The sequence below is a fragment of the Halobellus sp. GM3 genome (assembly GCF_052545375.1).
The window spans coordinates 117,691-130,093 of the sequence record NZ_JBQWLT010000006.1; the positions used below are offsets into that span (position 1 = coordinate 117,691).

Sequence of the window (12,403 nt, forward strand, 5' to 3'; positions counted from 1 at the left end):
CCGTGGGAGGCCGACGTGTCGCCGTGGCTGTCGGGGCGGCGCTCGGCGGTCGACCACTTCCGCTCCGGGTGGCGAAGACTCTTACCCGAGGAGGCACCTACTCACCTGCGATGGCGCAGGCCCCGCAGGATTCGTCCGATCTCACCGAGGAGTTCATCCAGTTTTACCGAAAGTACTACCGCGAGGAGATCGGTGCGCTCGCCCAGCGATATCCCAACGAGCAGCGCTCGTTGTACGTCGACTACGACGACCTCTACAACTTCGACACCGAACTGGCCGAGAACTACCGCAAGAAGCCCGACCAGTACCGCGAGTACGCCGAAGAGGCCCTCCGCCTGTACGACCTCCCGGCGGACGTCAAACTCGGACGCGCGCACGTCCGTCTACATAACCTCCCGGAGACGGTCGACATCCGCGGCATCCGCGTCCACGACGACCACATCGGCCGGATGATCGCGGTGCAGGGAATCGTTCGGAAGGCGACCGACGTCCGGCCGAAGATCACCGAGGCCGCCTTCGAGTGTCAGCGCTGCGGGACGATGACCTACATCCCCCAGATGGACAGCGGCTTCCAAGAGCCCCACGAGTGTCAGGGCTGCGAGCGTCAGGGACCGTTTCACGTCGACTTCGACCAATCGGAGTTCGTCGACGCGCAGAAGGTCCGCGTCCAAGAGAGCCCCGAGGGCCTGCGGGGCGGCGAGACGCCCCAGAGCATCGACGTCGACCTCGAAGACGACATCACCGGGAGAGTCACCGCCGGCGACCACGTCGCGGTGACCGGCGTTCTCCACATCGAACAGCAGACCTCCGGCCAAGAGAAGACGCCCATCTTCGACCTCTATATGGACGGCGTCGCCGTCGAGATCGAGGACGAGGAGTTCGAGGACATGGACATCACCGACGAGGACGTCGCCGAGATCGTCGAGCTCTCGAACGAGCCGGACATCTACGAGAAGATGGTCGCCTCGGTCGCGCCCTCCATCTACGGCTACGACCAGGAGAAGCTCGCGATGATCCTCCAGCTGTTCTCGGGCGTGACGAAACACTTGCCGGACGGATCGCGGATCCGCGGCGACCTGCACATGCTTCTGATCGGGGACCCTGGGACGGGTAAGAGCGCAATGTTGCAATATATACGCAATATAGCGCCACGGTCCGTGTACACGTCCGGGAAGGGAAGTTCGTCCGCAGGCCTCACCGCGGCCGCCGTTCGCGACGATTTCGGCGACGGGCAGCAGTGGACGCTCGAGGCCGGCGCCCTGGTCCTCGCAGACAAGGGAATCGCGGCTGTCGACGAGCTAGACAAGATGCGATGCGTCACCGGCGACACGCTTGTTCATACTGCGAACGGGATCCGTCCGATCCGTGACCTCGCCCACGAGGCCGCTACGAGCGGTGAGATCGAACAGCTATCGAACGGCAGGACAATTCGAGGAGACGTTACTACCGTCTGGACGCTAGCCGAGGATGGAAGCCTCGTCCAGCGGCCGGTTACGGCAGTACACGAATACGATGTTCCAAGGGCACTCTACGAAGTTACGTTAGAATCGGGTGAATCGATATCGACGACACCCGACCATCCGTTTTTCGTGTTCGGAGACGGGGAACGTATGAAGTGCGCAGCAGAGGATCTAGAGAAAGGTGACTGGGTGTACGTCCCTAAATCGATAGCCCAGCCCGCATCCGACGGTGGTACGCAGTCGGTCGACGCTAGCCGACCGATCAAAGAGCAGGCCAAATCCGACTCTCTTCCCCCCTCTATTACTCCAGCGAAAGGAGCGATCCTAGGATATCTCGCCGGAGACGGCAACGTCTACAATAACCCTTCAAGCGGGAGTTACGGAATCCGTTTCACGAACAAGGAGGAGCAATTGCTATCCCATTTCGAGTCGGTCTGTCGTAGGGCGTACGACAGCGAAGCGGTTCGTCATCCCAGCGAGCAACGCGAAGATGGCGTCGAGACTGTTCGCCTCCACGGAAAGCGATACGTGGACGATCTGATCGAGACCGGCTTGAATCTAGAGACGTATGAAGGTAAACGAGTCCCTGTCGGCGTCAGCCGCAGCAACCGAGAGACCAAGGCGGCGTTCATTCGTGCCCTCGCCGACTCGGAAGCGACCGTAGCCAAACGGGCGGTCAAGGTCTACTCGAGTAGTTACGAACTGCTGCTCGGCACGAAGATGCTACTCTCTGAATTCGGCATTCAAAGCCAGATTCAGACGAGAGAGCGTTCGGAAAAGCGTGATCTCTACATCCTTGCGATTACTTCCGCCGCTTCCCTCGAAGCGTATCGACGCGAGATCGGCTTTACGCTCGATCGGAAACAATCGGCTCTCAAAGAGGCGGTCGCCGCGACGACGGGTGACAGAGCGATACTCGATGTACTTCCGGATGTAGGTGATCTATTAGAGCGAAACCGGAAGCAACTCCGACTGTACCAGTCCGAATGTGGCCTTAACGACGCGACGTACTGCAACTTCGAGAACGGAGATGCGAATCCATCGGTCTTCCGGGCGAAACGTATCCGAAACCACTTCGATCAACGCCGTCGACAAGCGCGTGCAGATCGGCAGCTCCTCGAGAGACGGATCGATTGGGTTCATCTAGGGGTTCTCTGCGATGAATATCACGTTTCGCAACGTGAACTCGCCCGCGGGACGGAATACTCACAGCAGCAGATCTCCCGGCTCTGGCGGTCGGACGAATCTCTCCGTGAAACCGTTGCCACGCGACTTCAGACGCTCCTCGACGGAGTCGCTAGTACGGACTTCGAGAGATTCGCAGACCTAGTTGATGCGGACGTCCGATGGAGGCGTGTCGAATCCGTGGAGCCGACGGTCCCCTCGAAGGAAGACGACCGAATCCGAGTGCTCGAACGTCGCCTAGCGGACGAACTCAGATGTTCTCAAGACTGCGTTCGTGAACGGGCTACTGCGCTCCTTTCAGCGGAACCCACCGCTGAAACGTGGTCAGAACTGCGGAGCGAGCTCGAACGCCACGGCATATCGTTCCAACATCTCGCTGCAGAACTCGGTGTCGCCGGATCGACGGTCTCTCGATGGTTCTCCGGGACTGTCGATGTCGATAACTTTGAACGAGTTAAACCGGTCGCACTCGAGCTCGTCGAGTCGGTGCGCTCGGGGATCAGTGAGATCTTGAATGAACTCGACGCTCGGGAACGCGGCCCGAAAGTGTACGACCTCACCGTCCAAGGGACCCACAATTTCGTCGCTAACGGGATGGTCGTACACAACTCTGAGGACCGCAGTGCAATGCACGAAGCGCTAGAGCAGCAATCGATTTCGGTATCCAAGGCCGGCATCAACGCGACGCTGAAATCCCGGTGTTCGCTCCTCGGCGCGGCGAACCCCAAGTACGGCCGCTTCGACCAGTACGAGTCGATCGGCGAGCAGATCGACCTCGAGCCCGCGCTCATTTCCCGGTTCGACCTGATCTTCACGGTGACGGACACGCCCGATCCCGAGTCCGACGCCGAACTCGCGAGACACATCATCAGCACGAACTACGCGGGCGAACTCAACACGCAGAAGACGAACGTCCCGAGTTCGGAGTTCACTGACGACGAGATCGAGAGCGCGACCGAGGAGGTGACGCCGGAGATCGACGCCGAGCTCCTGCGGAAGTACATCGCCTACGCGAAGCGCAACTGCTATCCGACGATGACCGACGAGGCCAAGGAGGTCATCCGGCAGTTCTACGTCGACTTCCGGGCGAAAGGGGCCGACGACGACGCCCCGGTCCCGGTCACCGCGCGGAAGCTCGAAGCGCTGGTCCGGCTGTCCGAGGCGTCGGCTCGGCTCCGGCTCTCGGACACGGTCGAGCGCGAGGACGCCGTCCGCGTCACCGAGATCGTCGAGTCGTGTCTCCGCGACATCGGGATGGACCCCGAGACCGGCGAGTTCGACGCCGACATCGTCGAGACCGGGACGTCGAAGAACCAGCGCGACCGGATCAAGGACCTCAAACACCTGATCGAGGAACTCGAAGACGAGTACGAGGAGGGTGCGCCCCTCGAGGAGGTGGTGTCCCGGGCGACGACCGACCTCGGCCTCGACGAGTCGAAGGCCGAGGACGAGATCGAGAACCTCCGGCGGAAGGGCGAAGTGTACGAACCGCGGCAGAACTACCTTCGGACGACGTAGATGGACCGAATCTCCGCGCTCCGGAACATCGAGGAGGCGCTTTCGGACTTCGAGGCCGGCGAGTCAGATCTGGCGGCGACAGAGCAGCGCGTCGCGACGGTTCTGCGGACGTACGCCACCGACTTCGAGGGGGAGGACGGACTGAGAGCGTATCAGGCGATCGGCGAGGGCCGAGCGCACGGGCTCGTCGTCGTCGCCGAGAGCGAGGGCGCGGCGCGCGAGCGCATCTCGGACCTCCTCGACGAGGATCCCGATAGCTTGGACGTCGACGTGTCCCCCGTCTGACCGCCGGACTGCTCGCCGGTGTAGGTGGAACTTTACCGGCTGCCGAAAATCCGATCGTAGCGTGCTGCTGGTAGTGACCTACTCGCGCCGAGCGCGCGAGACGCTGCGAAACGCCTGTCGAGCACACGAGGAGACCGTCGTCCGCCGCTTCGGCCGCGCCGCGCTGTTAGAAGAGACGGAGTACGGGGCGTTTCTCGCCTGTCGGCTCCGCGAGCGCCACGGCGCGGACGTCCAGATCGAACGGACCGAGCCGTTCAACGAGTTCGCCGACGCCCCGGACGCGGTTCGGGAGGCGGCCGCGGCCTACGAACGGCGCGACTCGCCGAGCACACCGTACGACAAGTTCGCCGCCGGAACCGACCACCCGCGCTCGGCGGCGATGCGCGAACGCGAGCTGTGACGGCGACCAAGAGCCCCTCCGAGAGACCGAGCGCTTCCGACGTCGTCGTCCGGTTCCCGGACGGGCGGACCTACTGTGGCCCGATCGTCGACCTTCGCGAGATCGAGGCCGGCTCGCCGGGTTCGCTCTCGCGCGCGGCGCTCCGGCGGGCGGTCGTCGCCGGCTGCCCCGCCCCCGCCGACGCGCCCGCGGTCGAAGCACCCCCGCCCGGCCCGGTTCACGAGTGCGCCGCCTCGCTCGCTCCGGAGACGCGTCTCGACCGGCGCCGGGCGCTCAGCGCTGTCGCCGCCGCCCGCGGTATCGAGACGCCGCACGACGGGGAACTCGCGGCGGCGCGCCGGGCCCTCCGTCGGTCGACAGCGGGGGCCGTCGACGCCGAGGCACTGCGGGCCGCGCGTCGACGCGCTGCGGAGGCGGGTGCCGAAACCGAACGGCTCAGAGAGCGCGTCGCGACGATCCGCGGGCGGGTGAACGCCCTGCGGGAGATCACAGCGGAACCCGAAGACGCCGTCGACAACACCGATGTCACGGACGCAACAGACAGCGGCGCCCGCGGTTCGAATCCCGGTGACGACGACACCGGCGTATCAGGCGCCGCGGCCGAGGCGTCGCTCTCGGAGGCGACGCGGCGACTCTCAGAGGCGACGCGCCGGCTCTCGGAAGTCGCGACCGACCGCGTCGCCGCCGCACAGCGACTGGACCTCCTCGAGCGGCGGGCCCGCGCGGGGCGCGACGACCGGAGCGCGCGGTTGCGGCTCGAAGACCGCGTCGGGAACCTCGAACGCGCCGTGCGGGACGCCCGCGTGGCGGCCGTCGAAGCGGAGTTCCGCGACGCTCGCAGCCGATTCGCGTCTCGTATCGACCGTTTCGAGGACTCGGGCGCGGCATCACCCGACCTCCGCGACGCGCTCGCCGTGGTCAGCATCGCACCGGTACGCGCCCCCGTCGTGGTCGCTGCGGCCGTCGCCGAGGGGCTCGGGGGTCCCGCGTCCGCGTTCGAGCTGCTCGACGCGCCGCTCGTGATCCGGTGAGGGTCGCTCTCTGAGCACGGGGGCCGCTCGGCCGACGGTTTATGTACGAACGCGAGGCCACACCCTCCGTGCACTCCGCTGCTTCCGCGGTCCCGTCCGGAGGCCGGACAGATCGAACGGATCCGTCGAGCGATCCGCCCCCAGTGCGGGCCGACGTCACCACGACAGCCGCCGCGGGCGTGACGCTCGTCCGCGTGGCGCTCCGGAATACCGTCGCCGTCGCCCTGCGCGTCCGTATCAGAAACGAGCTCGGGGGGCCCGTCCTACCGCCGCGTCGGGAAGGCGTGCCCGAGGCCGGCTGGGACGCCGACGGCTTCACCGGGGTCGTTCCGGCCGAGGGACGGCTCGGAGTCGGGTACGCCTGCCCGATAGCGGCCGAAACAGCGCGGGCAAGCGCCGACGAGGCGCGCGAACACGACCGGGACAGCGGGGTCGTCACAGTCGACATCGCAGGTCCCGCGACTGACGACGGCGGCTGGGCGCCCGCCACAGACGACCCCGTCGCTTCCGCGGTCAGAGCGCTCGGACGGGCGTGCCCGCCCGCCGATGCGATTCCGACAGAACCGGATACGATCGGCAGCAACGAATCAGACGCGACCGGCAGCGACGAACTCGGTGCGACCGTGAGTTCCCACAGCGACCACGCCCGCTCGGCCACGGCCCCGCGGGCGGTGGCCGCGTGGGCCGACGCGGTCGAGGCGCGAATCGAGCGGGCCGAGCGGCTCACCGACGCGTCCGCCGCCGAGGCGGCGGCGATGCTCGAAGCCTGCGGCGGGATCGATTCGCTCGAATCGGTCCCCGACACGCTCGCCGCGGACGCGACCGCCCTCCGAGCGGCGAGCAAGCGAATCGGCACCCTCGCAGACCGGGCGGAGGCGGCGGATCCCGCACCGGTCGTGTCGGCGCTCGCTGCGGCGGCGGCGGGAGAACGTGTCGATATCGATACGGAAACGCCCGAGTGGCCGGAGGAACGGTGATCCTCGCGGTCACCGGCGGCAAGGGCGGCGTCGGCAAATCGACGGTCTCGGTCGAACTCGGCGCGGCGCTGGACGCCACGGTGGTCGACGCCGACTTGGGGATGGCAGATCTGCCCACCGGCCCCGGACCGGACCTGCACGACGTGCTGGCGGGTCGCGCGGACCCTATCGAAGCGGTGCGGGAGGGCTGTGGCCCGGTTCGCCTGCTCCCCTGCGGGCGCTCGCTCGCGGGCGCTCGCGCGGCGGACGTGACCGCGCTCTGTGAGACGCTCCGCGCCGTCGAGCGCGACTACGGCGACGTCGTCGTCGACTGCCCGGCCGGGATGAAAGCGGACGCCGGCGTTCCGCTCGCCGTCGCGGACGCCTGCGTCGTCGTCGCCTCACCGCAGCCGTACGCGCTCGCCGACGCCGTTCGCTCGCGGGAGCTCGCGCGCGAACTCGACGCGGGGCTCGTCGGCGTCGTGATCAACCGCGCCGTCGACGACCCGTCGACGGCGGCGTTCGAGGAGGTCTTGGGCGCGCCCGCGGTCACTGTTCCCGCCGATCCCCGCGTCGGCCGGACGGTCGAGTCGTTCCGCCCGGTCGTCCGCACCGCGCCGTCGACCGAGGCCGCCCGCGCGTTGACGGCCATCGCTGACGCGGCCGAGCGGACGAAACGCGTCTGAGCGGCCGCTACTCGCGGGGAAGTTCGAGAGGCGCCTCCCGTCGACGGCCGCTACTCGAAGACGTCTCTCGTCGACGGCCGCTACTCAAAGAGGTCTCTCGTCGATAGTTGCACGCGAAGACGTCTCTCGCCAACGTTCGTTGACCGGGATATCGCGAGCCGCTATTCGTCGCTGCGGAGGTCCTGGTACGTCGACCGAAGCGTCACGGGGGTGATACCGGCCGCGTCGGCGGCGTCTCGCTGCGTCAGATCCGCGCCGGCGTCGCGGCCGGCGGTGTAGAGGCAGGCGGCCGCGACACCGCTCGGGTTCCGTCCCACGGAGATCCCACGCGCTTCGGCCTCCGCGGCGTACTCGCGGGCCCGCCGTTCCACGTCGCCAGAGAGGTCGAGCCGAGACGCGAACCGAGGGAGGTACTCGGCGGGGTCGATCGGACCGACCGGCAGCCCGAGTTCCCGGTTGATCGCGTCGTAGGCGGCCGTCTGTTCGCTCTCGGTCGCCTTCGCGGCGTTCGCGACCTCGTCGACCGTCCGCGAGACGCCGGCGACGCGGCAGGCGGCGTAGACGCAGGCCGCGGCGAAGCCCTCGAGTGACCGACCGCGGATCAGATCCTCCGACTGCGAGGAGCGAAACAGCGAACAGGCGTGATCGCGGATCCGGTCCGGCAGCGACAGCACGCTCGTGAGCCGGCGGATCTCCGTGAACGCGTACACCTGATTCCGCTCGCGCTTCGAGGAGATACGCGCCCGCGTGTGCTGCCGGCGCATCCGAGCGAGCTGGCGGCGCTTTCGGCCCTTCACGCGCGTCGATCGGCCGATCTCCGTCGAGAGCCCCCGATCGTGACGCGAGCGCGTCAGCGGCGCGCCCGTCCGTCTCGGGTCGGTGTCGTCGTCCGCGAACGTGCGCCACTCGGGCCCGTGATCGACCCGGTACTCCGAGAGCACGAGCCCGCAGTCCCCACAGACGGTCTCCCCGCGAGACGTCTTCGGGCGGCCTCCGCACTCGGGGCAGGCGTTCGTCGTCGAGTCGACATCGGCGGCGGGTGCGTCACTCATCACAATTGAAACTCGGTCGCGATTGCATATTTAAAACCGGGAGAAAACGGCCGTTTCGGCCCTGTTACAGGGAGAAGAACCGACCGGTCACCGGTAGGTATGAGTATCAATCCTGATATCGAATGCGAAATCACTTATTGGAATGAGCCAGTAGCCTGCGACGATGGGCCTGTCGGAGATCGCAGCCGGGTTGGAACTAACGACGAAGCAGGTGGAACGCGGCGTCGCGACCGTCGACGACACGGACGTCGACCTCGAGGAGCGCCTTCGGGACCGCGAGGACGACCTCCCGTGTTCGGCCGTCGCCGCGTCGACCGTCCTCGAGAGCTACGAGGCGGGCGCGAGCGTCGGCAGCGCCGGCGAAGCCGCGGCGCTCGCGCCGGTGACGGCCGCGAAGCTGCTCCACCGCTGCGGCGTCGAGGGAGTGACGCCGCTCTCGCCGACGGCGCGGCGCGTACTGCGGGACTGGATCGACGGCCGGATCGCGCGGGCGGACGCGCTCGAACTCACGGGCGCGAACGAGGGCGAGTTCGCGCTCGCGGCGTACGTCGAGACCCACGAACCGGTCCCCGAGCTCGCCGAGGCGGTCCGCCGCGACGCGTCCGCGCCGCTCGCGGGCGACGCGCTCGTCTCGAAGCGGGACGCTCTCGCGGAGACGATGACCGGAAGCGCCGACCTCCGATAGGAGGCTCGCGAGAGTGAAGGCTCAGACGCTCCGGTAGCTTCACCAACCGACGTACTCGCCGATCGAGTCGAGAAGTCCGCCCTCCACGTCGGTCGCCGCCTCTATCCGCCGGCCCGTAACGACCGCCGCGACCCGCCCGACCGTGGCGGCGAACGCGCCCTCCCCGCCGAGACAAGCCGGCGCAGCGCGGGCTCCGGTCCGCCCCGTCTCGGGGATCGAGACGTCCGCCGTCTCGAGGTCGCCCCGCGTCGACACCACGAGCGAGGCTTCGGCGCCGACGTCGGCGAGTCGGTCGTGACACTGCTGCACCGCGTCGACACCCCGCTCGCTGGCGGGCGTGACGACGACCACGCGGGCGGCGGCGTTCACCGCGGCGACGGCCTCGTTCGACGCCACCGGCGGGACGTCGACGAGCACGTGATCGAACCGCGACGCCGCGGTTTCGACCCGCGACTCGAACTGACGGGCCGCGTCGACGGCTTTCGCCCGGGCCAGCCGCTCGAACGGCGCGTGGGCGGGGCAGACGGCGACGCGGCCGGGCACGTCCGCGCCGAGGTCCAGATCGACGAACCCCTGCGACAACGCTTCGTCGGCGGCGTCCGTGAGAAGTGCCGTCATATCCGGGTCGATTCGCCCCGTCACGTACCTGCTGAGCCCCTGCGTCGCGAACGCGGCGTCGAGAACTGCAACCTCGTCGCCGGCGGCGGCGAGCGCGCCGGCGACTTCGACCACTGTCCGAGTCGTCCCCGCGCCGCCCGCTGCGCCGACGAACGCCGCGACGTTCGGCGTGTCTGTCTCCGACATACGACTCGTGGTCGCGTACTCGGAGTTAAGTTATCCGGTCGCCGCCGTCCGTCGATCGTCGCGTCGGACAGCGCGATTCAGCCCCGTCGCTACTCGCTCGATCCGATCGCGTCCGCGATGTCGTCGAGTTCGCCCTCGGAGAGATCGGGACGGCTGCCCGCGACGGCGTGGATCGGGCCGCCGCCGTCGCCCGCAAAGCGCGGGACGACGTGCACGTGGACGTGCGGCACTTCCTGTCCGGCCGCCTCGCCGTTGTTCACGCCGATCGTCGTCGCGTCGGCATCGACGGCCGCTTCGATCCGCGGCGTCAGCTCCTGTACCGCGGCCCAGACGTCGGCGGCGACGTCCGCGGGCATCTCGTCGAGGCGCTCGTAGGGGGTCTTCGGCACGACCAGCGTGTGTCCGGGCGCGAGCGGGTTCGCGTCCAGAAACGCCGCGACGGTGTCGGTCTCGTAGACGATTCGCGCCGGGATGTCGCCGGCGACGATCCGCTCGAAGATGGTCGGCTCGCTCATACGCGTCACGTCGGACGGATCGCCGAAGTAGGTTCGGGTCTGTACGCTCGATTCGGTTCGCGTGTCGACGCGGGTCGTCGCGAGGTCGAGACCAAGATCTCGGAAGCCCCCGCGCGCTCGCTGGCTCCGACTCGCTGCGCGCTTCGTCGCTCACTCTGTTCGCTCCTGCAGTGCTTGCGTCGTCTCGCTCAGCGAGCGCGCGGCCCCTTCCATTCCTCCCAGCGGTTTCTCGGTCACCTATCGATCGCCGTCCGGATCGCATCGTGGACGGCGGTTCGGTACTCGTCAGCGCGATACCCGAGTCGCGCCCGCCAGATGTCTTGATACGAGGGATGCAGGATCGGCAGCAGCGTCGCGAACGGGAGCTGAATCGGGGTCAGTACGTGATCGAGGAACCCCTCGATCCCGCGGTCGTCGATCGCGAGTACCGAGGTCGTCGCGTGCCTGCCGGTCGCGACGATCACCGTCGGCTCGACGGTCTCGATCTCCGCGCGCAGATGCGTCCGGCAGTTCTCCCGCTCCGTGGCGGTGGGCTCGCGGTTCGATCCCTCGCCGTCGCAGGGGAAACACTTCACCGCGTTCGTGACGTAGGCGTCGGGCCGACCGATTTCGGCGAGGAGCCGTCGGACGCGACGCCCCGAGTGCCGCGCGGTGTAAGCGCGCCCCGTCCAGTTGCCGCCGCGCCACGTCTCCGCCTCCGGGTTCCCCGCGCCGGGGGCCTCGCCGACGACCATCACGTCGGCGTCGAGGTCGCCGGTGCCCCACGAGATCTCCTCGCGGCACGCCACGAGCGCGGGACAGCGGTCACAGCCGGCGTCGAGGACGTGTCGCTCCGTTGGATACTGTCGGTCCACGGTGTCCATTCCGCTTCTACGCCGCTTCCACGGCGTCGACGGCGGCGGCGACGATCGGCGCGACCGAGACGACGCTCACGTCGCGCTCGATCGTGTCGGTGCCGATGATCCGCTCGATGCCGGCGCGCTCGAGTTTCGTCCGGGCGCTGCGGGCGAGAAGCGGGTGAACGCACGCCGCGAAGACGCGCTCGGCGCCGCCGGCGACGAGGTGGGCGACGGCCTCGCTCATCGTCGAGCCGGTCGCGACGATGTCGTCGACGATCACGACGTCTCGACCCGCGACGTCTGCGTCGCTCGGCGCGATCTCGACTTCGGTCCCGGAGTGCCGCGTCTTCTCGAAGTAGTCTGTGTCGCCGTCGCCGTAGGCCGCACACGTCGCCTTCGCGAGATCGATCGCCCCCGAGTCCGGCGAGAGAAAGAGCGGCGATGCGAGGTCGTCGGGGAGGGGCTCGGCCAGTCTGCCGGCGGCGTCGCAGACGGTGACGTGCGCGTCGAAGAAGTCCGCGATCGACTCCTCGTGGGGGTTCACGAGCACGATCCGGTCGGCCCCGGTCGAGACCGCGCGGGCCACCGCTCGCGCCGACACCGGGTGCCCCGGCTCGAACGCCTCGTCTTGGCGCGCATACCCCATATACGGGATGACGGTCACGACCTCCGAGGCGCCGGCCTCGCGGACGGCGTCCTGCAACTGGAGCAGCTCGACCCACGCGTCGTTCGAGTCCGTCGTCGCGACGACGACCGCGCGGTCGGCGTCGAACGCCGGGACGGCCGCGAGCGTCTCGCCGTCGGGGAAGCGGTCGTACTCGACGGCCGCGAGCGGTTCGCCCAGTTCGTCCGCGAGCGCGGCCGCGAGAGCCTGCGAGGATGCGCCGGGTACGATCATACGTGTATCTCTCGAGCCGCAGTAAAACCCCTTTTCGTCTGCGGTGACGGGCGTACGGCGGCCGACGGGGAGACGCCGGCCGGCGGCCC

12 protein-coding genes are annotated in these 12,403 nt (G+C 68.1%); 7 read left to right on the plus strand and 5 right to left on the minus strand.

The genetic code is table 11. From position 1 onward, the window contains the following. Positions 1 to 110: 110 nt before the first annotated feature. The 6 genes from ACT3HL_RS11050 (at position 111) to ACT3HL_RS11075 (ending at position 7,521) form a co-directional block, all read left to right on the plus strand. On the plus strand, positions 111 to 4,163 hold the full coding sequence (locus tag ACT3HL_RS11050) for an LAGLIDADG family homing endonuclease (RefSeq protein WP_445086889.1): 4,053 nt from the start codon (positions 111 to 113) through the stop codon (positions 4,161 to 4,163). Further along, positions 4,164 to 4,448 carry a DUF7854 family protein gene (locus ACT3HL_RS11055; RefSeq protein WP_445086890.1) on the plus strand — a complete coding sequence of 95 codons (285 nt, stop codon included), beginning with the start codon at positions 4,164 to 4,166 and terminating at the stop codon, positions 4,446 to 4,448. 61 nt (positions 4,449 to 4,509) lie between these two features. Continuing rightward, the gene (locus ACT3HL_RS11060) at positions 4,510 to 4,848 is read left to right on the plus strand and encodes a DUF7855 family protein (protein ID WP_445086891.1); all 339 of its coding nucleotides are present in this window, start codon (positions 4,510 to 4,512) and stop codon (positions 4,846 to 4,848) included. Continuing rightward, positions 4,845 to 5,879 carry a DUF7856 family protein gene (locus tag ACT3HL_RS11065; RefSeq protein ID WP_445086892.1) on the plus strand — a complete coding sequence of 345 codons (1,035 nt, stop codon included), beginning with the start codon at positions 4,845 to 4,847 and terminating at the stop codon, positions 5,877 to 5,879. The genes ACT3HL_RS11060 and ACT3HL_RS11065 overlap by 4 nt, the downstream gene beginning before the upstream one ends. Positions 5,880 to 6,022: 143 nt before the next feature. Beyond that, positions 6,023 to 6,856: a DUF7857 domain-containing protein gene (locus ACT3HL_RS11070; protein WP_445086893.1), complete on the plus strand. Its 834-nt coding sequence runs from the start codon at positions 6,023 to 6,025 to the stop codon at positions 6,854 to 6,856. After that, the gene (locus ACT3HL_RS11075) at positions 6,853 to 7,521 is read left to right on the plus strand and encodes a P-loop NTPase (RefSeq protein WP_445086894.1); all 669 of its coding nucleotides are present in this window, start codon (positions 6,853 to 6,855) and stop codon (positions 7,519 to 7,521) included. Before ACT3HL_RS11070 ends, ACT3HL_RS11075 begins: the two co-directional genes overlap by 4 nt. Positions 7,522 to 7,682: 161 nt before the next feature. On the opposite strand, the gene ACT3HL_RS11080 is transcribed toward ACT3HL_RS11075, so the two are convergent. Beyond that, the gene (locus ACT3HL_RS11080; protein ID WP_445086895.1) at positions 7,683 to 8,573 is read right to left on the minus strand and encodes a TFIIB-type zinc ribbon-containing protein; all 891 of its coding nucleotides are present in this window, start codon (positions 8,571 to 8,573) and stop codon (positions 7,683 to 7,685) included. 163 nt (positions 8,574 to 8,736) lie between these two features. Between ACT3HL_RS11080 and ACT3HL_RS11085 the strand changes: the two genes are divergently transcribed. Further along, on the plus strand, positions 8,737 to 9,258 hold the full coding sequence (locus ACT3HL_RS11085; protein WP_445086896.1) for a DUF7858 family protein: 522 nt from the start codon (positions 8,737 to 8,739) through the stop codon (positions 9,256 to 9,258). Positions 9,259 to 9,297: 39 nt separating this feature from the next. Here ACT3HL_RS11085 and ACT3HL_RS11090 read toward each other — a convergent pair whose 3' ends face one another. From ACT3HL_RS11090 to ACT3HL_RS11105, 4 genes are all read right to left on the minus strand, one after another. Further along, the gene (locus tag ACT3HL_RS11090) at positions 9,298 to 10,062 is read right to left on the minus strand and encodes an AAA family ATPase (protein WP_445086897.1); all 765 of its coding nucleotides are present in this window, start codon (positions 10,060 to 10,062) and stop codon (positions 9,298 to 9,300) included. Positions 10,063 to 10,151: 89 nt separating this feature from the next. Then, positions 10,152 to 10,577 carry an HIT domain-containing protein gene (locus ACT3HL_RS11095; protein ID WP_445086898.1) on the minus strand — a complete coding sequence of 142 codons (426 nt, stop codon included), beginning with the start codon at positions 10,575 to 10,577 and terminating at the stop codon, positions 10,152 to 10,154. 233 nt (positions 10,578 to 10,810) lie between these two features. Beyond that, positions 10,811 to 11,440 carry a uracil-DNA glycosylase family protein gene (locus tag ACT3HL_RS11100; RefSeq protein WP_445086899.1) on the minus strand — a complete coding sequence of 210 codons (630 nt, stop codon included), beginning with the start codon at positions 11,438 to 11,440 and terminating at the stop codon, positions 10,811 to 10,813. Positions 11,441 to 11,447: 7 nt separating this feature from the next. Beyond that, entirely contained in the window at positions 11,448 to 12,314 is an 867-nt protein-coding gene (locus ACT3HL_RS11105; protein WP_445086900.1) for a ribose-phosphate diphosphokinase, read from the minus strand. Between the last annotated feature and the right edge of the window lie 89 nt (positions 12,315 to 12,403).

What these genes read in the sequence shown, in the direction of transcription:
- ACT3HL_RS11050 (WP_445086889.1), top strand. Translation starts at nt 111, where the DNA reads ATGGCGCAGGCCCCGCAGGATTCGTCCGATCTCACCGAGGAGTTCATC.
- ACT3HL_RS11055 (WP_445086890.1), top strand. Translation starts at nt 4,164, where the DNA reads ATGGACCGAATCTCCGCGCTCCGGAACATCGAGGAGGCGCTTTCGGAC.
- ACT3HL_RS11080 (WP_445086895.1), bottom strand. Translation starts at nt 8,573, where the DNA reads ATGAGTGACGCACCCGCCGCCGATGTCGACTCGACGACGAACGCCTGC.
- ACT3HL_RS11085 (WP_445086896.1), top strand. Translation starts at nt 8,737, where the DNA reads ATGGGCCTGTCGGAGATCGCAGCCGGGTTGGAACTAACGACGAAGCAG.
- ACT3HL_RS11090 (WP_445086897.1), bottom strand. Translation starts at nt 10,062, where the DNA reads ATGTCGGAGACAGACACGCCGAACGTCGCGGCGTTCGTCGGCGCAGCG.
- ACT3HL_RS11095 (WP_445086898.1), bottom strand. Translation starts at nt 10,577, where the DNA reads ATGAGCGAGCCGACCATCTTCGAGCGGATCGTCGCCGGCGACATCCCG.
- ACT3HL_RS11100 (WP_445086899.1), bottom strand. Translation starts at nt 11,440, where the DNA reads ATGGACACCGTGGACCGACAGTATCCAACGGAGCGACACGTCCTCGAC.
- ACT3HL_RS11105 (WP_445086900.1), bottom strand. Translation starts at nt 12,314, where the DNA reads ATGATCGTACCCGGCGCATCCTCGCAGGCTCTCGCGGCCGCGCTCGCG.